Source organism: Viridibacillus soli (assembly GCF_016612995.1).
GTDB classification, from domain to species: domain Bacteria; phylum Bacillota; class Bacilli; order Bacillales_A; family Planococcaceae; genus Viridibacillus; species Viridibacillus soli.
The window spans coordinates 1-22980 of the sequence record NZ_JAEOAH010000008.1; the positions used below are offsets into that span (position 1 = coordinate 1).

Below are 22980 nucleotides of genomic sequence, written 5' to 3' on the forward strand. Positions count from 1 at the left end.
CAAGTCGCCAATTTGTTGGTCACGAAGATCCTTTTGTGTTGGCGTATTATCGTTTGCTTTCCAACGATAATACGACGAGCGACACCTAAGTAAAGGCAGATTTCTCGGATTGGCATGATTATAGCCTCATTTCAATCGCCTTCATTTTTACTTCTACTGGATAGCTTACTCTAGTTCCCGTAGAAAAAACACCTCCACGTTGGTTTTTAAAGGTAGCATACCCATTTTTCAACGAAAGGTGTTTTTATTTGTCTCATATTTCTAGGTCAGTGCACTTAAACTGAGTATGGGCTTTTTAATAATAATGAAAAATATCCAAGTTGATTGATACAATATTATTCTACCACACTGAAAGGACTCCAACTACAAAGCCCTTGTCTGTGAGAGGAGCCACTTCTTTACAAAATTAAGGTTTGATATTTAATTTTTTTGTTTTTATTTCCTTGAATTTAAGAGTGTAGGGTCTTATATATATTAAGACTACTATCTTATATTATTTGTTTTTGAACTCTAAAATTTGTACTTTAAATAAATCGAGATCTTTATCTCCACGATTATTTATCGCTATTAATAATTTGTTGATTATATCTTCGCCAACAATAAATTCATTTATTATCAAACTAGTAAGTTCTTGAGCAGATTGATACATAATATCTTTATCTTCGTGATTTTCAATAAAGTTAATTAATATAAGAACTAATTGATCAAATTCCTCATAGGATGAAACCCAAATAGAGATGCCGTGTGAAATTTCATCTTTATTCTCACTATGAATTAATTTTTTTGCATTGCTAACTGATAATTCGTACTGATATGGTCCAACTAAATCTATATCATTATAGTCGTGAGTGTATAAATTATTTACCATTTCTTTAAAAGAATTAAATATAGTTTTTATTAGGCGATTCTCTGAGTCAATAAAAGTTATTCTAGGTTCCATAGTAGATTTTCTATAGTCGAGAACTATCCAATAATGTCCATCTCCACTAATAGTTATTAATTTTTTTTCATTAATCCCCCATTCTTTGAGTGCCTCAGTGAATTCTATGATTCCTTTAACCTTCTTTACCCCATATAAAAAGTTTAATGGAACATGATCATCTGCCCACGAATTTTTAAAGCTAACTGGTAAAGAATTGTATATTAGAGAACCACCATTCTGTATCTTTAATAGCTCTGTATATTCCTTTGGTAATTTAATTGAAAAAAATTTTTCTGCGAATTCTATATCAGATTCTTCAAGGCCTTCTAGTTTATAATAGTTATCTTCTGAAAGCTCCCAAATATTTCTCATTTAACTCTGCTCCTTTTTGTGCATTTAGTATAGTATTACATATGTACTGTAAAAAGTTAAGGGGGAACAAAATGTTTAAGAATTTATCAAGGATAATGATAATGCTATTATCAGTTTCATTAATCATTAGTACGGTTCTATCTGCGAAGGTATTTGCAAGTGAAGAATCTAGCATGATTACTGACAATGAAATTAGTGTTACTGACAATGAAAATAATATTACTGAAGATGATCCACTGTCACCCGATGAATATCTAACAGATGAAGAAATTGAAAAATTAGGTGGCGCAGAATCTGTTGAGCCAGATCAGTCTCATTTTCGACCATCTGATGAAGTTACTAGAGATGATTTTGAAACAGAAGAGGAATATCAAAAGTATCAATCAGAAAACACTTATATTACCCCCAGATTAGTTTGGTTAATTCCTCCTGCGATTGCACTAGTAACTAGAGTAGGTGGAAAATTAGTTGTTAAACAGTCATTAAAAAATACAACAAAAAATCTTACAATTAGAAACGGAGCTCTAGCTGGTAAAAAACATCCAGTGACTAATATTCTTTTTGATAAGAATGGTTTCCCGATCTTTCCGAATAAAGCCCAGTATACTCTACCAATGGATTTGCTTAAGTCTTCAAATTCAACACAATTTAAATTTGCTAATCAACAATTGTTAATTAAAGTAACTACTAACCTTAGTTATAGATCTCAGTTTACCTCAGCTCAAATTGCCCAGATTAAAAAGTTACAAACGCCTTCGGGATATATTTGGAATCACCACCAAAATAGAGGTGTCTTACAATTAGTTGATGCCGTTAAACATTCGAAGACTGGTCATACAGGCGGGAAAGCGATCTGGGGATCTTTGTAAATTAAATAGTAAGCCCTTACTCGTTTTGAGTAGGGGCTTTTTTGGTGTGCCGGGCATGTCCGTCAACTAGGTGATGAAAGTTCACTGTGGGCGTTGGGATATGCGAACCACTAGCCAAGAGCAAGGGTGTCCGCGGCGACGCGGAATCTGAAGGAAGCTGGCGGCAAAACCTTGGTACGAGGTACACGAATCACATTCGAGGTTGTTCTGTTTGGACGAGATTGTAGAACAAATCGAAATCCTAAATATCCACGGAAATCAGAGCAATAAATGTGACGGATAGGAATTTGTAGGTTTAAAGCATCCGATATAGAGGAATATTATTTTCCTATATCGGATGTTTTTTACTGGTGAATGGATTGCATGCCGTTCTTTTTCAAATATTTTATCTAAGTAAATCATTGTCGTATCTATTTTTGCATGACCTAGTAATTGCGATACCAATATCTCAAGATAAAGTAGTAGCAATATAAATCTACTAACTTAGTCGAATCATTCGAGAACTGGCAAAACGTTATTGCTTGGATTACTAAGGAGTGTGGTGAAAACAATGAACATGAATATGCGGATTTTTATATTCATACAGTTTCATCAACAATGTAAGTCATTTTCATGTACAATTCACTGAGTTTCTTCTATTATATAGAATGCACTAATTTCGTTTTGTTTAATTCCCTTTTTTCTGGGCAACACTACGATATCTATGATTTGACCATAAATTGAACACATACAATACAAAAAGATTAAATCGTATACATGCATGTAACAAGGTAGTTAAGAATAATGCTATAATAACAAAGGTTTGAATTACCGTTTCGTTGTATACAATTTTTATTTTTTTATTTCGTTGTCGTTAGAGGGGGAACAAGATGAGACAAGCAATACCATTTGCTCTTTCAAAAGATAAATCATTCTTCGACTCATTAGGTGATTGGATGGGCGATATGCTTTATGATGAATTACCTGAAAAGGGTTTAGAGTGTCGTGATGAGCAAATTTTCATGGCTTATCAAATTGAGAAAGTTTTACGCGAAAAATCTGTCCTATTCGCAGAAGCGGGTGTTGGTACAGGAAAAACAATCGCATATTTATTACCAGCAATTTCTTATGCACGTTATACAGGACGTCCAGCACTGATTGCGTGTGCAGATGAAACATTAATCGACCAGCTAGTGAAAGACGGCGGCGATATTCATAAATTACAGCAATATCTTGATTTAAATATTGATGTACGTTTAGCAAAATCACGTGACCAATATTTGTGCTTAAAACGTTTTGAAGAGGCTGAGAAGTTTCATGATGGCGCGTATATCGATGACATCGTAGAAACGATTCCAGACGGCGTATTTGGTCAAGGAAAGCTATCTTTATATGGTCAACGTAGTGACTATCCAAATGTTAGCGATGCAGATTGGCAAAAGGTCAATTACAACTCGATTCAACAATGCTCGGTTTGTGATCTTCGCAACCGTTGTGGTCAAACACTGCATCGTGCAGATTATCGTCAATCGACAGATTTAATCATCTGCTCACAAGATTTCCTTATGGAGCATATTGCGACGAAGGAATCGCGTGAACGTGAAGGACAATTAGCACTTCTTCCTGAAGTATCCATGATTGTTCTAGATGAAGGGCATTTACTTGAGTATGCAGCACAAAAAGCAATGACTTACAAAGTACAAGATTATACAATTGTGAAGCTTTTAGATATGTTAATGGTTGATGGTTTACGAGAAAAAACACTCTACACAATGGAAAAATTACAAGATGGTCATGAATTATTCTTTGATCAATTGCGTGATGATGTCATTGAATCAGATGAAGAACGTAAACGTATTAACAAATCACAGATACTATTAAAACTAGGTCAAAAAGTTATTGACACAGTAGAATCTTTACTTGAAGAATTTGTTTTCGAATCAGAAATGTATGTCATTCCTGACTATGAATTGCGTATGGTAGAAGAATTCTTAGAGCAATATGAAGCAGCATTACGTATTTTCATTGCGCAAGGTGATGCGGTAGATTGGCTAGAGGAAACAGACGGGGAAGAAACGCTAGTTATTATGCCACGCCTTATTACTGAAGTACTTGAGGAAAAGCTGTTCTCCAAAAAAGTACCGTATGTCTTCTCATCAGCAACTTTATCAATCAATAAAGATTTTTCATATATCGCAAACAGTTTAGGAATTAACAAATTCCAATCATTCTCTGTTTCTTCTCCATTTGACTATGAGGAAGTAATGAAAATCTTTTTACACAAAGTAGCACAAGAAGAGAAAGTTGCAGCTGTAGAAAATTTACTACAAGATGATGAAAAAACATTAATCCTTTTCAAATCGAAACAAGCGATGCTTCATTTCAAAGGGAAATTAGTAGAAGAACTGCAAGGAGACATAGCATTTGAAGGAGATCGTGAGCTTTCATCAATCATACGTGATTTCCAAGCTGGTGAAGCGAAAGTTCTATGCTCATACCATTTATGGGAAGGCTTAGACTTACCGGAGGAATCATTAACACGTGTAATCATTTTCGATTTACCATTCCCACCAAATGATCCATTATTTGATGCGAAGCGTTCATTTGCAACTGATGCATTTGAAGAAGTTGATTTACCATTTATGCTATTACGTCTACAGCAAGGTATGGGTCGTTTAATCCGGACATCAAAAGATCATGGTGATATTCATATTTTACTAAACGAAGAAGAATACAAACATATAGACAAAATCAAACCAATTTTCGCTGTTGAAGCGAATGAAGTTTAAATAACGACAGAGCCGGCTCAGCAATACCAATGAGCCGGCTCTTTTTTATAAAATAGGCTCTGTTAAAGAATAATGTTGATATTGGATAATTTTTCAAAATTTTGTAATGGAGAAGTAAGAACTAACGTTCGGGGATATTGCAAAGGTGAGCAAAGCGTTTAGTAACTTATTAAAACTTATCGACAAACTATCGCATACGGAAAAAGAACGAGTATTTCAATGGGTGAAACGCTATGTTGAACCTGTAACCTCTGTCGGTGGTCGTCTAATCAATGAAATGGAAGAAACCCGTTTTAAAGAAGGGTTCGAGTGTTCTTATTGTGCTTCTGAACACGTTGTACCGTTAAAAGCTTATTCCCACCCCGTCGAGGTCGTTTCAATCCCTCGGGTGAAAGGTGGAAAGACACTTTCACTTCGGACTTTCTAGTACTTGTCGGGGGTAAGTGGGCGAATGCCTTCTCTTATTGCGGTATAATTCGGAAATCTATTCAATTTACTTCGAATTTCGTGATAAAATAGAAGTAAGATAAGAGGAGGTTTTACAATGACAGTTGAACAACGCTTTTTGAATTACATAAAGAAAATCGATAATTATGAAGAAGCCCTTTCAGTAATCTATTGGGATATGCGCACTGGAGCACCGAAAAAAGGACTTGAACAACGCTCAGAAGTAGTAGGTACCATATCTTCAGAACTATTCCGCTTACAAACATCTGATGAATTAGATGAAATGCTACAAGAACTTGCAGTAAAAAAAGAAGAGCTATCAGAAATTATCCGCCGTACTTATGAAGAAACACAGAAAAACTTTGATTTAAATAAGAAAATTCCAGCAGAAGAATATAAAGCATATGTCGTACTACAATCAAAAGCAGAAGCTGTTTGGGAAGAAGCAAAAGATAAAGCAGACTTCAATCTATTCTTGCCTTATTTAAAGGGCATCATTGAAGCACAAAAGAAGTTTATTACGTATTGGGGTGTCAAGGACAACAACCCGTACAACACGTTACTAGACCAATATGAGCCTGATATGACAACCGATATTTTAGACCGTGTATTTGCCGAGCTTAGAGAGAAAATCGTGCCATTAGTAAAAAAAATTGTCGCATCGCCAAATCGCCCAGATATGAGCGTAATTTTCGATTTTTTCCCAAAAGAAGGACAAAAGGAAGCTTGTTTAGAAATTTTACAACAACTTGATTACGACTTTGAAGCAGGCCGCCTAGATGAAACAGTGCATCCGTTTATGATCGGTCTAAACCGAGGTGATGTTCGCGTCACAACAAAATATGACGAGCATGATTTTCGCTCAGCACTACTTGGTACAGTGCATGAATGTGGACATGCCCTTTATGAACAACATATAATGCCGGAATTAGACGGCTTACCACTTAGCACTGGAACTTCCATGGGGATCCACGAATCACAATCATTATTTTTCGAAAATTTTGTAGGCCGTAACAAAAACTTTTGGATTCATAATTACGATATGTTGAAAAAACATTCACCAAAACAATTCGAAAATGTATCATTAGAGACATTCTTACGTGCGATTAACGCAGCACAACCATCTCTAATCCGTATCGAAGCAGATGAATTAACATATCCACTCCATATTATGATTCGTTATGAAATCGAAAAAGAATTATTCAACGGTACCTTACAAGTGGAAGACCTACCAAAAGTATGGAATGAAAAATACGAAGAATACTTAGGTATCACGCCACAAAATGATGGTGAAGGGATACTACAAGATATGCACTGGTCGGGTGGTAGCTTCGGATACTTCCCATCCTATGCACTTGGATTCATATATGCAGCGCAGTTTAAACGTGCGATGGATCAAGATATACCAAACTTTGATGAACTCCTTACAGCAGGCAATTTAACGCCAATCCGCGAATGGTTAACAGAAAAAGTACATCAATATGGCGCGCTGAAAAAACCTTTTGAATTATTAACAGAAGCAACAGGCGAAGGTTTAAATGCCAAGTATTTAGCAGATTATCTAACGGAGAAATATACACGGATTTATAATTTGTAAAATGGTACCACCTATCGAGGTGCTTATCCATCAAAAATGGCCGATTTACCAATAAGACGATAAAATTCGCCAACAAAATCAAACTTCCAAAAGCAATACCCTGCAAATACACAAAGGCCAAAGAGGAGCTTAATCGTAAGCTCTCCTTGGCCTTTGTGATTTTTAAGGAAATTATAAAATTTTACATTGAGGAGAATATTAGTGCAAGAAATCTGCTACGTCCAGCTCCGAGCGTTGTCGGGTGTAAACGGTAAACTCATCTATTATGACTATAATGCCCTGGATTTGGCACTGCTCCAATCATACTTACCCAGCGATTTGTGAAGTTAAAGAAACCAGCTATAAAAGAAGCCTCTAATATTTCATGATCGTTAAAGCCAGCATCGCGTAGTAAATCTACTTGTTTTGCCGTTGTTTCTTGCGGGTAGGCAGTGACAAAGTATGCGTAATCACAAAGGGCACGTTGCTTTAATGTCAATTTTGCGGCACGATAATTATAAGTTAGCTGATCCACCAAAATGGGGTCCTTTGTTAAGCCTCTTAGTGCATCGCTATGTGTTGTTAAGCAATAGGCACAGCAATTTGTAGAGGACACAACAAGTCCAATCATTTCCTTATCTGCATTGCTTAAATAACAAGTATCTTCATTAAAAGCGTATTTTTGAAATCAATAAAGCCTTTATACTGTAGGGCATTCAAGGGGAGTACTTTAAATAAATTATTGATAAATCCCCAGTTCTCTTGCTGGAAGGTCGTGTGCTGATCGAACTCAGCTTGTAACTTAATTGGAATGTCTTCTACATTAGGTTTTTGTAAATAAGATAGCTGCTTTTCGTATTTAGTCATCGTAAACACCTCTTAACATTTTATGGAAACTCAAATTATTCATTAACGTAACGGATACATCTTTTTAAGAGAAAATAAAAGCCCCTCCACCAAATAGTGGAGGGGACAGATTCACACATTTACCAAAGTTTATAACCTTTAGAGCCAAGTGGTGCATTTTGAATAATATCAAAGATTGGGTACGAGTACGCGATTAATAGTAACGCAACAAGTACAACAATCCAAAGTTTGAAGTTTTCTAGAATAGCAGGTGTTTTTTCAGCATTTGGTGCAACTTCTCCGATTGGGAATTCTTCTTGGCCTTTTGGTGCGAACCAGCAAAGTTGCACGAAAATATAAAGGAAGAGTAGAATGCCGATGAAAAGAAGTGTACCACCAACAGCTTGTGCGATTTGATACGATGCCCATGTGCTAGCAATTTCTGCACCGCCGTAATCAGAAAATGTAGAACGGCGCGGTGCACCTAGTAAACCAGCTACGTGCATTGAACTAGACATGATAGTCATACCAATTACCCAAACAATCGATTGAATAATTCCTAATTTATTCAACTCTTTTGTAAAAGTACGTCCAGTTAAGTGAGGTACTAACCAATAAGCTGCACCGAAGAATGTTAAGACAACGGTTGTTGCAACAGTTAAATGGAAGTGACCTGTTACCCAAATTGTGTTGTGGATTAATTGGTTCATTTGGTAAGAAGCATTGACGATACCGCCTGCACCACCAGGAATAAAGACTAACATGCCAAGAAACGGTACGAAGAAACGTGCATCTCCCCAAGGTAATTGTCTTAACCATCCAAATAAGCCTTTAGCACCAAGAGCTCTACCACGTAATTCAAAAGTAGCGAATAAAGAGAAAGCAGTTAATAATGAAGGAATGACAACCATCATTGTTAAAATAACTTGTAGGAATTTCCAAGATCCATCCACACCAGGTTCAGTTAATTGGTGATGAAGACCTACAGGAATTGAGAATATGACGAACAGGATAAATGATAAACGAGATAATGCGTCAGAGAAAATTTTCCCGCCAATTATTTTCGGTATAACTATATACCAAATCATATATGCTGGCAATAACCAGAAGTATACAAGTGCGTGACCGAATGACCAGAACAATGTACGTGATAATAGAATATCAATACGATCAACTAAACCTAATGACCACGGAAGTAGTTGGAATAAAACTTCAGAAGCCACACCAATTGTAGCTACGAACCACATTAAGTTGTTACAAACGACCATGAACGATAATAATGGTGATGTTTGACCTTTGTTCTCTTTTCGCCATTGCATCCAACGTAATGCTTGCCCTAAAGCACCAATCCATGAACCTACAACGACTAATGTTAAGCCTAAGTAGAAGATCCAGTGAGCTTGCAGGGGAGCGTAGAAAGTGTAAAGAACTGATGCTTCATTTAATAAAACCATAACTGATGACATGGCAGTACCAGCAGTCATTGTCCAGAAACCAATCCAACAAATTAAGCGCTGTTTGGCTGTTAATGTACCAGAAGTACGACTAACTGCAGCGATTTGGAATCCGTAGATGAAGAATGTTGTTAATATTAATCCTAGTAATACACCGTGAACAGTAAGAACTTGGTAATAGCCAATACCCCAAGGTAATTTAAATTCACCAGAACGCACAAGGACTTGTAATAGACCCGCTATTCCACCTAAAAGTAGAGCAATCATAGCGACATAAATATGTGCCATAGCTACATTTGCGTCTTTACGATCGACTTTCATGAAATCGTTTACTTTATTAGAAGCTTTACTAACGATGTTTTGTTTTTTTGTATCCGTATTTTGTTTATCCGCGATTGCTTGACTCATTTAGGATCCACCACCTTAAGCATAGAATGCATTTGGGCATGACCTGCACCACAATACTCATTACAAACGATTAAATATTCGCCAACTTTATTAACTGTTGTTACATATTCGGAAACGTAACCAGGTTCTAACATCATATTAATATTCGTACCAGCCACACCAAAGCCGTGAACAACGTCTTTAGAAGTAGCGATAAATTTAACTTTAGCGCCAACAGGTACTTCTAATACAGGTGGATCATAATAGAATGCTGAAGCAACAACAACTGCTTCATAATCCCAATCTTTTCCTTCTACCTTATGTACTCCTGGGTTATTGAAAGGAGCAATTTCATCCACTTTCTCGTGGTTAATTGTATTTTTGGCACTTGGTGGGTGACTACCGTTATGGAAGGCCATGATACCAGTAATTAATAAGAATACAATAAGTGAGCCTACCCCAAAAACAAGCCAATACTTTTCATACTTATGAAGATGCATAATTTTCCCTTCCTTCTATCAGTTTAAAAGCGATCAAGAAATAGTCCAAAACAAAGTCCCCAAACTACAACTATAAAGACACCTAATGCCATAACTAAGTAAAATGTACCTTTTAAGTCGCCATCGGTTTGATTTTTGTTAGCCATATTGATCCCTCCCTTTTCATTTAAGTAAAACCTATCTTCCTTGTGTTCATCATATAAAATATAAAATTCCCCGGATGTGATAAAAGTCACACCTTAGCACTTGAAATGTGAATGATGTGTGAAGAAACTTGAATAAGCTACACACTGTGAAGGAAGGATGTATGGGAAGAGGCAATAAAAAAGTGTCCAGTTCATCAATAGAACCGAACACTTAAATGTTATTCATTTGTATCGATCGTTAATAATAGAATAAGATTACCGACGTTCTCAATCGTTACAGGAATTTTGAATGCATGTTGGAAGCCGTATAATTTTGTATGCCCTACCATAACAGTAGGTGGTGTTATATCTAAATCCAACTCTTTGGCAGCCGCAAATGTACAAAGATTCCCAGCAATCATATTGCCGAATTCTCCTGTAAAGGATTCTAACATAGCGCCTTCTAATGTCATTCCATACATACCAGCACCAATAGCACTAAATGTCTCGGGTGTCGAATCGATAATAATGCGTCCCTTTAGATCCCCAACCATGCCAATTAACACGCCTATTTCATTTTGTTCATACGGATCTGATGTAATAGATGGAGATGCAACTTGAATTTCATATGGAATGACAGATTTTAATGCATTTATAGTACCGTTTAGCACGGCTTGTACTTGAATCGAAATACTCATTTTAAACACTCCCGTTACATGACTTTATTTCTATAATAACATGCTCGACACCAAATATGAAATAGAGCTTGACTAAATGAGTGATATTTATTATCATATATTTAGTTGAGAATGATTTTCATATTCAGTACATATATTTAAATATTAAATAAAAGGGAGCGGTCAAAGTGACATTTGCATTTATTGGAGCTACATTATTAATATACGGAGCAATTAGTAAGTATGTTTTCACACAAACAACCGCACATTTAAAATAACAACAAAATCCCCCTGGAAACAGGGGGATTTTTTGTTTGTCCTTTGCCAACAACATGTTAGAATGAGAATACTATAGATAAAGGAGTTATAGCCTTTCATGACAGTATTTGAACAGCAACTTCAACAATTATTAAAGCAAACAGCAATGCAATATTTGATTTACAAAGAAAATGCAGATGAGGAACGTCTACAAAAAACGACTTTATTTGCAAATAAGCTATTGAATAAGGAATACATGATTGGTTTTGCAGGGCACTTCTCCGCAGGGAAATCGAGTATGATTAATGCTTTAACTGGTGATCAGCTCTTACCATCTAGCCCAATTCCAACAAGTGCGAATGTTGTTAAAGTACATAAATCTGAACAAGATTACGCAATTGCCTATTTAACTGGACAAGAGCCTGTGAAATTCGATGGTGATTATGATATTAAAACCGTCAAAGCATTTGCGAAAAACGGTGCGCTCGTATCACAAATTGAAATCGGCCATTCAAAATCTGTCTTACCTGTGGGTGTTACGGTAATGGATACACCAGGGGTTGACTCAACAGACGATGCTCATCGTATGTCGACTGAATCAGCGCTACATTTAGCAGACATCGTGTTTTACGTAATGGACTACAATCACGTGCAATCTGAACTAAATTTTCAGTTTACGAAGCAGTTGATGAAATTTAATCCGAATGTCTATTTAATCGTCAATCAAATAGATAAGCATAAAGACAATGAGCTCGATTTTACTGACTTTGAGCAGTCTGTGCATACATCTTTTGCAAACTGGGGTGTTGTACCTAAAGGGATTTTCTTCACATCTTTACGTGAACTTGAGCATCCTCGTAATAATTTCCAAACGGTAAAGGGAATTGTCATGAGCAGTATGGATGGTTGGCAAGAACAACTGATTGCAACAGCAAAAAAAACACTACAGCAATTAAATAAAGAGCATGAAGAATATTTGCAAGTGACAAAGCAAGAAATTTTCGATACAAATGAAGAAACATTACCTTTTGCAGATTGGGAAAATCGTCAGGAGCTAAAAGAGCAATTTGCCAATATAAAGCGTCAGCTAGAATTATACTCTGTTGTGAAATGGAAGGAATCATTTGAACAACAGCGACAAGAGTTACTTGAAAATGCAGGGATTATGCCGTACGAACTACGTGATAAATTAAAACTTTATTTAGAAAGTATGCAACAGGATTTTAAAGTGGGGGTGTTCTTCTCAGCAAAGAAAACAGTTGCTGAAAAAGAATTACGTAAAGAAGAACTATATAAACTATACCAATTAATTATTACTTCACAAATTTCAGGTCATATGCTGACTATGATGAAAAAGTCTTTGAAGGATGTCGGAGCATTAACAGATGATCTATCACTTGAAATTGATAAGATTGAATTCGATGTACCATTTGAAACAATTCAAGACCAAGTGAAGAAAGATGCTCTAGCAACTGGCGATGCATTATTAAACTTTGCTAATCGTGTGTCAGAAGCGACAAAACGTTGGTTTACAAGAACAACCGATGAATGGAAAGATGACAAAGCTACTTTCATTGAGCAACTATCATTTGGCTCAGTTGAACCATTAAAGAAAAAAGAAGCCATGCTTTCTGAAAAAGTAGATGTGATTAAAGAAATAGAGCATGTCGAAGAACAGGAACAGTTCTATGTGAAAAAGGCAGCTGCTTCTACAAGTGTTTTAAATAAAGATGCGGACAATTATGTCGCATCTTGGACGAAGGAACATTCAGAAGCCTTTGCAAAAATTCGCTTATTTGACCCATCTATGTTAGAACAAGAGGAAGATTCTAGTATAGAAGAAACACAAAATGAAGAGGTTCAAAATGGTATTACGGTTCAAACGACAACAGCTGTCCATCATGCGATACGGACAGCAAATGCCGTTGCCAATGTGCAAGGTTTTAAAGAAGTGTCAAATTATTTGAAGAATAAAGTCGAACGGCTTGAGAAAAAGGACTTTACTATTGCTTTATTTGGAGCTTTTAGTGCGGGTAAATCATCTTTCTCAAATGCACTTATGGGTCAACAAGTATTACCAGTGTCACCAAACCCTACGACAGCTACCATTAATAAAATTCGACCAGTGTCACCTGACCATCCGCATGAAACGGCAGATGTGCAATTAAAAACAGCTTCGCAATTACAAACGGACATCATTGCGTCATATGAAGCAATCGGTGTACGGGTTGCATCTTTAGATGAAGCCTTTATAAAAGCAGATGAAGCTTTGCAGATGGAGTTAGTGGATGAAAGACTACATGTTCATAAATCATTTGTCCGAGCATTTGTACAAGGCTATGAGGAATTTAAAGACCAATTAGGTGAGACATTACGAACAAATCGTGATGACTTCGAGAAATTTGTTGCAGAAGAAAAACGTAGTTGTTTTGTTGATTCCATTGATTTCTACTTTGATTGTGAATTGACGAGAATGGGTGTTACATTAGTAGATACACCAGGAGCAGACTCCATCAACGCTCGTCATACGGGTGTTGCTTTTGATTATATACGAAATGCCGATGCGATTTTATTCATTACGTATTACAATCACGCCTTTGCTAGAGCAGACCGGGAATTTTTAATACAATTAGGTCGTGTAAAAGACGCCTTTGAACTAGATAAAATGTTCTTTATCGTTAATGCAATCGACCTTGCAGCAAATAAGGAAGAAGAGCATGATGTTAAAAAATATGTTCAGCAAGAGTTACAACGCTTCGGTATTCGTAAACCGCGATTATTTGGTGTGTCTAGCTTACTTGCTTTAAAAGAAAAAGTAGAGAAGAACGAATATCAATCAGGTATGCCGCCATTTGAAGAGGCATTCGATCATTTCCTATCTGAAGAACTGAGTGCTTTAGCTGTCCAAGCTTTAGTAGAAGAAACAGAGAAAACGCAAAACCGTCTCGCTTCACTTATAAAGCAAACAGAGGACAACATGAAGCGTAAAGACGAACGCCTAGCGGAGCTGACGAAACTTGAGCAATTTGTCCATACACGTTTTGAAAAATCAGCTGCGGCCGTTATTAAAAAAGATGTCGAGCAAGAATTAGCAGAGCTTATGTATTATGTATTGCAGCGTGTTTACTATCGCTTCCCAGATTTTTATAATGAAGCTTATAATCCAGCGACATTTACAGGGAAATCTTCATCATTAGCTTTACAGATAGCATTAAAAGAAGTATTACAGAGCTTAAGTTTCGACTTTGAACAAGAAATGCGTGTTACAAACTTCCGTGTAGCGCAATTTATTCATAAAAAAGTGACAGAACGTTACATTGAAGATGTACGAAAATTGAAGGATGTTAATGCTAGCTTCTCCTTCACGCCATTTGAAGCTGAAGAGCCAGCAATACTTGAATTCACAGGTCCATTTGAACAACCAGCTCCATATGAATCGGTTAAATCCCATTTTAAAAATAGTAAATCATTTTTTGAAAAGGGCGATCGCGTGAAATTGAGAGATGCGTTAGAGCAATTAACCAAACCGGATGCAGAAAACTATTTAAACACAGCAACAAAACGTATGAACAATTGGTCTGATACGGTTATTTCTACTGAAGCGGAAAGCTTACGCCATCATTTAAGCGTTCAAGCAACAGAGCAAATCGCAACAGAACGCGAACTTCTACAAGAAGAGAGCAAACTAGCTGAATGGAAAAAAATCTATGCATCACTATTTGAAGGAGCTGTGAAGTAATGGGCAATGTATTTATTTCGGTAAAGGATTTAGATATCAACAACACCATTTGGATAGATGCACGATTTAACCTTCAAAATGCAAAAGAAGGCAGAAGAACGTATGAACAAGAGCATGTGAAAGGTGCAGTGTACTGGGATTTGGAACAAGATCTTTCAGACATGACAAAAACCGCGGGACGCCATCCAATGCCAGAAAAAGCGCAATTACAGGCTCTATATGAACGTAGTGGTTTACATTATGACCCAGACAAAATAATCGCTGTCTATGATCAAGGGGGTTCACCATTTGCAACACGTGCATGGTGGATGCTTCAATATGGTGGCTTTAAAAACGTTAAAATAGTTAAAGAAGGGCATGAAGCTATAAAAGAGGCGGGTGTCCCCTTGCAAGCTGGAAATGAAGAAGTTACACCTTCAACGCTGACTGTTCAGTGGCAAGATGACCTTTACGTAAATCGTGAAGGCGTGAAAGAAATTGTTGATGGAAAAGTAAAAAAAGTACTACTTGATGCAAGAGCAAATGCACGTTATCTTGGAGAAATAGAGCCACTGGACAAAGTAGCGGGTCATATTCCCGGAGCACGTAATTTTGACTGGGAACAGTTAAAAGAGAATGGCGTATTAACAGTGTCTGAAAAATTGCATGATGTTGTTCAAAAAGATGAACAAATTGTCGTTTATTGCGGTAGTGGTGTAACGGCATCCCCTATATATGCGATTTTAAAAGAAGATGGCTATCCAAATGTACAGCTTTACACAGGAAGCTACAGTGATTGGATAACAGAATATACACCTGAAAAAGGAAATCCTAAAAAGTAATGTTGAAAATGAGTTAAATACAATATTTCAAGCGAGCAAAGTAACTACTTTGCTCGCTTTGTCATTTTAATTGAACATAAAGAATATATTTTTTTCATATGATGAAGTCTGTCCTATAGTTTTTACTTTTCATTTTTGGGGAAAAGAGTAGAATTGTAAAGATATCTTTAAAGAAAGAAGGCGAAACAATGGATGCAGCTTTCCTAACAAAAATCTTATCCATTATATTGCTAGACATTATTTTAAGTGGTGATAATGCCGTAGTCATCGCGCTCGCTTGTCGTAACCTGCCAAAAGCACAACGCAAAAAAGCCATTTTTATCGGTACAGCAGGAGCCATTATTTTGCGTGTATTACTTACATTCATCGCCGTATGGTTATTACAAATTCCATTAGTTAAATTGGTCGGTGGTTTATTATTATTTTATATCGCATTGGATTTAATAAAATCTGAGGGAGAAGACCCTGATTTGAAAGGTGGTAGCTCATTATTTACAGCTATCCGTACGATCATTGTCGCAGATTTCGTTATGAGTTTAGATAATGTACTTGCGGTAGCAGGTGTAGCAGATGGTCATCTTGGACTAGTTATTCTTGGACTTGCAGTAAGTATTCCATTAATTGTGTTTGGTAGTCAATTGATCATTAGATTAATGGAGAAGTTTCCGATTCTTATTTGGATTGGTGCTTTAATGATTGCCTACACAGCTGGTCATATGGTTGTAGCAGACAAATACGGTGATCAATTTGTTGAACAAACATTCCCTCAAATGGCGTATGTCATCCCGAGTGTTAGTATGATTCTACTCGTCATCTTAGGAGTAGGGGTAAAACTTCGTCAACCACGATATATAAGATAAATATGGAAAGACGGTCGCAATTGCAGACCGTTTTTTCTGTGTGAAAAGAGTACCACTCTATTGAATTTTGATGTCCTGTTTCCTTTGTTGTAAAAAAAGAGAGATAAGGCTGTTTAGATTGGCCTAATCCCTCTTACAATTGTATTATGTGATGTACAAATGCTTTTGACTATTAATTTATTTAACGCTTGTTTCGATCTCAGCTGTTAGTGCTTCTAATTGCTCTATTAGATCACCAATAAAGGAAATTGTATCAAGAAGAGGTTGATCTGTCGTAATATCGACTCCGGCCATCCCGGCAAGCTCTACAGGCGTTTTAGTGCCACCTGCTTGTAATACTTCTAACCAGTTATCAACAGCGGGTTGACCTTCATTTAAAATGCGATGTGACACTTGTGTAGAAATTGTTAGCCCAGCGCTATATGTGTAAGGATATAAGCCCATATAATAGTGAGGTTGGCGCATCCAAGTAAGTTCTGCACCTTCCGTAATTTCCACTGCGTCACCCCAGAAATCTTCTAGTACATCACGTTTTATACGATTTAATACGTTGGCATTTACGCTCTCACCAGCATCGATTTTATCATACACTTTTCGTTGATATGCCGCTTCTAACAAATGAGTGACAAAATTATGGTAATACGTGCGGGAAATAATTGATGAGATGACCCAACGTTTAAAGCGAGCATCTGTCGCCGTTTCTAATAAGTAATTTGCCATTAGCATTTCATTCATTGTAGAAGGAGCCTCAATGAAATACGTGGAAGGGCGACTGTTAAAAAGTGATTGTTTCTTATGCGCATTTACAAAATGTCCTGCATGACCCAGTTCATGGGCTAAAACAAAGACCTCATTCATGCGACTCGTCCATGAAATCAAAATATATGGATGATATCCATAAGGGCTTGAACAGAAGGCGCCTGTCGATTTCCCTTCATTTTGTGCAAAATCAATCCAGCGCTCACTATATGATTTTTCAATCATTTCCATATAATCTTCGCCCATAACGCTAAGTGCTTTTTCAATATAATTCTTGGATTCTTCTACCGTTATCATAGGTTCAAATTCAGGGTCTAAGGAGATTTTTAAATCAGCAAACGTCATTTTATCTAAATTATGCACTTTTTGTAACAGCTTAGCATAGCGTCGCATATGTGGTGCTAATTCTGTAGTAATTAAATCGATTTGTCGGTTATATAATGTACGGTCGACCTCTTGATCAAATAGTAAGTAATCTGTAACAGATTCATAGCCCCGTAAATCAGACAGTGTTTTTTCAGTCGTCACATGTGTGTTATATGTTTTAGCAGTTGTATGTTGATATTCACGAAGTTTATTTGAAAAAGCTTCAAATGCTGCACGACGAATGTTAACATCAGTTTCCAATTCCCAGTCACCTTCGAATAAACTGTAATTTAAAGGGAACGATTCTCCATTTGCAGTAAAGTTGTCAAATTTCATGTCCACAAGTTTTGTCGTATTATATAGCTCATAAGGCGCATCAAAAGAGGAGCTAAGTGCTGCTAATGTTTTTTCAACTTCAGGGTGTAACTGATATGCCTTTTTCTTGATTATTTGATGAATATAGTTTTTAAATTGCGGAGCAATAGCAGTAGCTTCTTCTAAAATTTCAGTAGAAAGCGCAGAAATATCACTATCTACAAATGATAATTGACTGCCAACTTTAGAAGCGACCGAACCAAATTTACTTGCACGCATTTGAGCTTCATCATTCGTTTTATCCACTTCAAAAGAAAGGCTAGCATATGCACTATAAGGAACAAACTTCACGTATAGTTGTTCATAGTCCGTCAATACTTGTACGACAGCTTCAGCATCCGTAATGTTGCCAGCGTATTTTTGATTGAATGCAAGGGCGTCTTGTTCAACTTCAGCAATGCCTGCGAAAAAAGCTTCATCTGAAGCAATAAGAGGGGATAAATCCCAAGTTTGTTCTACTGGTATTTCAATACGTGGTGGAAAACTCTTTTTCATATTAAATCTCTCCCTTAATATTACGAATCTCGAATTAACTCTATTATATTTCAAATATTTAGTAAAGTAAAATAATTTATAAGATATAGTATTGTTCCATCAAAAAAGCTAGCCAAATGATATGGCTAGCTCTAGGTAATGCTTATTTTGCAAGCATTATTTTTTCTAGTTGTAATGGCTCAATATATTCTGAACCTTTATAAGCGCGCATATTACCGCCAGAAATTTCATCGATTAATAAAATTTCACCAGTTTCTGCATCGCGACCAAATTCTAACTTAATATCATAAAGTTCCAAACCTTTTTTAGCTAGTTCAGCTTTGACAAAGTTTGAAATTTCTACTGTACGTTGTTTCAAAATTGCATATTCTTCAAGAGTTAGAAGATTAAGCTCAGCTAATGCATCGGCTGAGATTGGTGGATCTAGACGATCATCATCCTTAATCGTAACTTCAACGAAAGAATCTAGTGTTTGACCTTCTTCTATATAAGCACCGTAGCGGCGTAAAAAGCTACCTACAGCACGGAATCGGCAAATAACTTCAAGACCTTTACCAAATACAGTTGCTGGTTTTACTGTCATAGTAGCATTTTCGATATCGGAAGAAATAAAATGAGTAGGGACATCAATTGCATTTAACTTTTTGTAGAAGAATGTAGTAAGACTTAAACCTGCACGCCCTGCGCCATCAATTGTTAAGCCTACAGTATTAGCACCAGGATCAAATACACCATTTTCACCTGTAACATCATCTTTAAATTTTAATAATAAAGTGCCAACCTCTAGTTGATATACATCTTTTGTTTTTCCTTGATATTTAAGTTCCATACATTTAGCCTCCGTTTCAATGTTATTGTAAAGTAATTAAATCATAAATGAAAGTTTTTTTCATAATAAAGGGAAAACAATGTAAAAAAGACGAATAATCATCGAAAAAGCAGTAAACCCATTTGGATTTACTGCTTTGAAGCTTATATGATAGAAATGTTACACTTAAATAACACCTTGAGCAACCATTGCATCTGCTACTTTTAAGAAACCGGCGATATTGGCGCCAATTAGTAAATTGCCTTCATAGCCGAATTCTTTTGCAGCATCTACACTGTTTTTATAAATTGATTTCATAATTTCATGTAATTTCTCATCAACTTCTTCAAATGACCAGAAGTGACGCATGCTGTTTTGAGACATTTCAAGAGCAGAAACAGCTACACCACCAGCATTAGCTGCTTTAGCAGGGGCAAATAAAATATTATTGTCAAAATACACTTTGATTGCTTGCAGTGTTGAAGGCATGTTAGCACCTTCACCGATCACTTTCACACCATTTGCAACAAGTACTTTAGCTGATTCTTCATCAATTTCATTTTGAGTAGCACAAGGTAGTGCTATGTCACACGGAATAGACCAAATACCTGAACAGCCGTCTGTATAAGTTGCACCAGGATGACGCTCAACATATTCTTTAATGCGACCATGCTCAACTTCTTTAATTTGTTTAACAGTATCCAAGTTAATACCAGTTGGATCAAAGATATAGCCGTTAGAATCGCTACATGCCACCACTTTCGCACCTAATTGCTGTGCTTTTTCAATAGCATAAACTGAAACGTTACCAGAACCAGAAACGATAACATTGGTATCTTGGAAAGTCATATCAATTTCTTTTAACATTTCTTGTACGAAGTAAACAGTACCATAGCCAGTAGCTTCTTTACGTGCTAAACTACCACCAAAGCGCGGCAATTTACCTGTAATAACGCCTGCTTCATAAGCGCCGCGAATACGGTTGTATTGACCGAATAGGAAGCCGATTTCACGAGCTCCTACACCGATGTCACCAGCAGGAACATCGACATCAGGACCGATATATTTATGTAATTCTGTCATGAAAGCTTGACAGAAACGCATAATTTCAGCATCAGATTTACCTTTAGGATCGAAATCCGAACCACCTTTTGCACCCCCAATAGGTTGGCCAGTTAACGAGTTTTTGAAAATTTGTTCAAAACCTAGGAATTTAATAATACTTTCATTTACCGATGGATGGAAACGAAGTCCGCCTTTGTAAGGTCCAATTGCACTGCTGTATTGTACACGGTAACCACGGTTAACTTGTACTTTACCGCTTTCATCAACCCATGAAACACGGAATTTAACAACGCGCTCTGGTTCAACGATACGTTCTAAAAGGCTAGCCTGCATATACTCAGGACGCTTAGCAAAAACAGGAGTTAAAGAATAGATAATCTCTTTAACAGCTTGTAAAAACTCAGGTTCATGTGAGTGATGTGCTTTTAATTTGCTAAACACATCATCGATATATTGTGTTGCGATTTGCTGTGACTCTGTCGTAATTGTGACCATTTGAATACCCCCCAGTAATCTTTTAAGACCTATTCCAATATATTAGCGTTATTTTTCTAATAATTCAATATTATCATTTTATAAATATACAGAAACAAGTAATAATTATACATGAAGTGGTATCAAAAGAGACAATTAAGAAATATCTTACAAATGTTAATGTTCTTTAAATAAAATGTAAAAGAGGTAATGATAAGTGAGCCATATTTTAATAGATGCTGATGGTTGCCCCGTTGTTGATTTAACAATAAAGATAGCGAAGGAATTTCAGTTAAAAGTAACAATTTTTTGTGATACTGCCCATCAAATTGAGCGTGAAGGAGCTGACACGGTCATCGTATCGAAGGGGAGCGATGCCGTGGATTTTGTACTAGTTAACCGCTTACAAAAAGGCGATATAGTCGTTACCCAGGATTACGGTTTAGCAGCTATGGTTTTAGCAAAATCAGGGTATGCCATTGATCAAAATGGAAGAAATTACACGTCGGAAAATATCGAACAATTACTTTATACACGCCATCTCGGGCAAAAAATCCGCCAGGCTGGAGGCCGTACGAAGGGACCGAAAAAACGTTCCAAAGAGGCGAATTTAGAATTTACTAATGCTTTTCGCCGTTTATGCAAAGAGATTTTGACAAAATAGTGAACTTGGAGGAAGTATAAATGCTTAATGTGAAATTAGGTAGTTTAGTTAACGATTTTCCAGACTTGGAGAAAGTTATGACACTCCAAGAAATACTTTGGGTAAACGGGAAGTTTAACGTACAAGCAGGGATTAATCATGCTGACGAAAGCATAAACCAAATTGCTATTGATGATGCAGCAGGAAGGCTTCAACGTTTTGCCCCGTTTATAGCGAATGCTTTCCCTGAGACAGCTTTGTCAAAGGGGATTATTGAATCGGAAATTATGGTAATAAATGAGATGAAGAGCGTTTTAAAGTCCCGTTATGATGTCGCTATCGAAGGAAAGCTACTATTGAAATGTGACAATGCACTACCAATTTCAGGCTCCATTAAAGCACGTGGAGGTATTTACGAAGTGCTAAAACATGCGGAAAAACTAGCGCTAGAAGCGGGCCTTCTTTCTATAGAAGAGCCGTACGAATTGTTTGCTTCTGAAAAAGTTCGCGCATTTTTTTCAAAATATTCTATTGCTGTTGGATCGACAGGGAATTTAGGCTTGAGTATTGGTATTATGAGCGCAAAGCTTGGCTTCCAAGTAACTGTACATATGTCGGCTGATGCAAAAGAGTGGAAAAAGGCATTACTGAGAGAAAAAGGTGTCTCAGTCGTGGAATATGAAACGGATTATAGCTTAGCGGTTGAAAAGGGCAGGGAGCAAGCGGAAAGTGATCCGATGTGCTATTTTATCGACGATGAAAATTCCAAGGACTTGTTTTTGGGTTATGCCGTAGCTGCTTCAAGATTGAAATCCCAGTTAAATGCAATGAACATTATAGTCGATGCAGAGCACCCTCTATTTGTTTATTTACCATGTGGTGTTGGCGGCGGCCCTGGTGGTGTCGCATATGGTTTGAAATCGGAATTTGGCGAGCATGTCTATAGCTTTTTTGCAGAGCCTACGAATGCCCCTTGTATGATGATTGGTATGATGACTGGATTACATGATGGTATTGCCGTGGAGGACTTAGGTATTGAACAAAAAACAGAAGCAGATGGTCTAGCAGTGGGGAGAGCTTCAGGTTTTGTAGGTCGGATAATGGAGCCACTTCTTGCCGGTTGTTATACCATTACAGATGATGAAATGTTGACATTACTTCGAGAGCTGAAAGTTCGCGAGGATATTTTCTTAGAGCCTTCTGCATTAGCTGGTATGAAAGGGCCGGTTATATTAGAAAAAGAAGGGCAAGCATTTTTAGCGAAGCAGGGGCTTAATATGAAAATGGCAAGTGCAACACATATTGTGTGGGCAACGGGTGGTAATATGGTGCCGGATGAATTACAGGAGCAGTATTTGAATGGAAAATACTAAA

The 22980-nt window shown here is 36.8% G+C and carries 18 protein-coding genes and 1 pseudogene; 9 read left to right on the top strand and 10 right to left on the bottom strand.

Annotated features, from left to right (window positions below; all coding sequences use genetic code 11):
* Positions 1-493: 493 nt before the first annotated feature.
* Positions 494-1294, bottom strand: coding sequence for an SMI1/KNR4 family protein (locus JFL43_RS08710; protein WP_200748730.1), 801 nt, complete (start codon positions 1292-1294; stop codon positions 494-496).
* 71 nt (positions 1295-1365) lie between these two features.
* On the opposite strand from JFL43_RS08710, the gene JFL43_RS08715 reads away from it, so the two are divergent.
* The 4 genes and pseudogenes from JFL43_RS08715 (at position 1366) to JFL43_RS08730 (ending at position 6975) form a co-directional block, all read left to right on the top strand.
* Positions 1366-2163, top strand: a complete 798-nt coding sequence (locus tag JFL43_RS08715; protein WP_200748731.1) for an HNH endonuclease — start codon at positions 1366-1368, stop codon at positions 2161-2163.
* An 869-nt stretch (positions 2164-3032) separates the two neighbouring features.
* Positions 3033-4931, top strand: coding sequence for an ATP-dependent DNA helicase (locus JFL43_RS08720; protein WP_200748732.1), 1899 nt, complete (start codon positions 3033-3035; stop codon positions 4929-4931).
* 145 nt (positions 4932-5076) lie between these two features.
* A pseudogene (locus JFL43_RS08725) lies at positions 5077-5271 on the top strand (IS1595 family transposase); the annotation flags it as partial.
* Between the two features lie 204 nt (positions 5272-5475).
* Positions 5476-6975 carry a carboxypeptidase M32 gene (locus JFL43_RS08730; protein WP_200748733.1) on the top strand — a complete coding sequence of 500 codons (1500 nt, stop codon included), beginning with the start codon at positions 5476-5478 and terminating at the stop codon, positions 6973-6975.
* 256 nt (positions 6976-7231) lie between these two features.
* On the opposite strand, the gene JFL43_RS22455 is transcribed toward JFL43_RS08730, so the two are convergent.
* From JFL43_RS22455 to JFL43_RS08750, 6 genes are all read right to left on the bottom strand, one after another.
* Complete coding sequence (locus tag JFL43_RS22455) at positions 7232-7585, bottom strand: peroxidase-related enzyme (protein WP_234447681.1); 354 nt, start codon at positions 7583-7585, stop codon at positions 7232-7234.
* A 17-nt stretch (positions 7586-7602) separates the two neighbouring features.
* Entirely contained in the window at positions 7603-7821 is a 219-nt protein-coding gene (locus JFL43_RS22460; protein WP_234447682.1) for a hypothetical protein, read from the bottom strand.
* A gap of 119 nt (positions 7822-7940) precedes the next feature.
* A complete protein-coding gene (locus tag JFL43_RS08740; protein ID WP_200748822.1) occupies positions 7941-9575 on the bottom strand; it encodes a b(o/a)3-type cytochrome-c oxidase subunit 1 in 1635 nt (544 codons plus the stop codon).
* Between the two features lie 83 nt (positions 9576-9658).
* Positions 9659-10141, bottom strand: a complete 483-nt coding sequence (locus JFL43_RS08745) for a cupredoxin domain-containing protein (protein ID WP_200748734.1) — start codon at positions 10139-10141, stop codon at positions 9659-9661.
* A 23-nt stretch (positions 10142-10164) separates the two neighbouring features.
* Positions 10165-10287 carry a hypothetical protein gene (locus tag JFL43_RS23030; RefSeq protein ID WP_267907772.1) on the bottom strand — a complete coding sequence of 41 codons (123 nt, stop codon included), beginning with the start codon at positions 10285-10287 and terminating at the stop codon, positions 10165-10167.
* Between the two features lie 218 nt (positions 10288-10505).
* A complete protein-coding gene (locus JFL43_RS08750; protein WP_200748735.1) occupies positions 10506-10964 on the bottom strand; it encodes a chemotaxis protein CheX in 459 nt (152 codons plus the stop codon).
* Between the two features lie 355 nt (positions 10965-11319).
* On the opposite strand from JFL43_RS08750, the gene JFL43_RS08755 reads away from it, so the two are divergent.
* The 3 genes from JFL43_RS08755 (at position 11320) to JFL43_RS08765 (ending at position 16621) form a co-directional block, all read left to right on the top strand.
* Positions 11320-14940 (top strand): dynamin family protein, encoded by a 3621-nt coding sequence (locus JFL43_RS08755; RefSeq protein ID WP_200748736.1) that lies wholly within the window; start codon positions 11320-11322, stop codon positions 14938-14940.
* Complete coding sequence (locus JFL43_RS08760; protein WP_200748737.1) at positions 14940-15761, top strand: sulfurtransferase; 822 nt, start codon at positions 14940-14942, stop codon at positions 15759-15761. The genes JFL43_RS08755 and JFL43_RS08760 overlap by 1 nt, the downstream gene beginning before the upstream one ends.
* A 188-nt stretch (positions 15762-15949) precedes the next feature.
* Positions 15950-16621 (top strand): TerC family protein, encoded by a 672-nt coding sequence (locus tag JFL43_RS08765; protein ID WP_200748739.1) that lies wholly within the window; start codon positions 15950-15952, stop codon positions 16619-16621.
* 177 nt (positions 16622-16798) lie between these two features.
* Here JFL43_RS08765 and pepF read toward each other — a convergent pair whose 3' ends face one another.
* The 3 genes from pepF to gdhA form a co-directional block, all read right to left on the bottom strand.
* The gene (pepF, locus tag JFL43_RS08770) at positions 16799-18616 is read right to left on the bottom strand and encodes an oligoendopeptidase F (RefSeq protein WP_200748740.1); all 1818 of its coding nucleotides are present in this window, start codon (positions 18614-18616) and stop codon (positions 16799-16801) included.
* 142 nt (positions 18617-18758) lie between these two features.
* Positions 18759-19445, bottom strand: a complete 687-nt coding sequence (locus JFL43_RS08775) for a phosphoribosylaminoimidazolesuccinocarboxamide synthase (protein WP_200748741.1) — start codon at positions 19443-19445, stop codon at positions 18759-18761.
* A 165-nt stretch (positions 19446-19610) separates the two neighbouring features.
* On the bottom strand, positions 19611-20984 hold the full coding sequence (gdhA, locus tag JFL43_RS08780; protein ID WP_200748742.1) for an NADP-specific glutamate dehydrogenase: 1374 nt from the start codon (positions 20982-20984) through the stop codon (positions 19611-19613).
* Between the two features lie 196 nt (positions 20985-21180).
* On the opposite strand from gdhA, the gene JFL43_RS08785 reads away from it, so the two are divergent.
* Together JFL43_RS08785 and JFL43_RS08790 are read left to right on the top strand one after the other, a co-directional pair.
* Entirely contained in the window at positions 21181-21627 is a 447-nt protein-coding gene (locus JFL43_RS08785; protein WP_200748744.1) for a YaiI/YqxD family protein, read from the top strand.
* Between the two features lie 20 nt (positions 21628-21647).
* Positions 21648-22979, top strand: a complete 1332-nt coding sequence (locus tag JFL43_RS08790; RefSeq protein WP_200748745.1) for a D-serine ammonia-lyase — start codon at positions 21648-21650, stop codon at positions 22977-22979.
* Position 22980 lies beyond the last annotated feature (1 nt).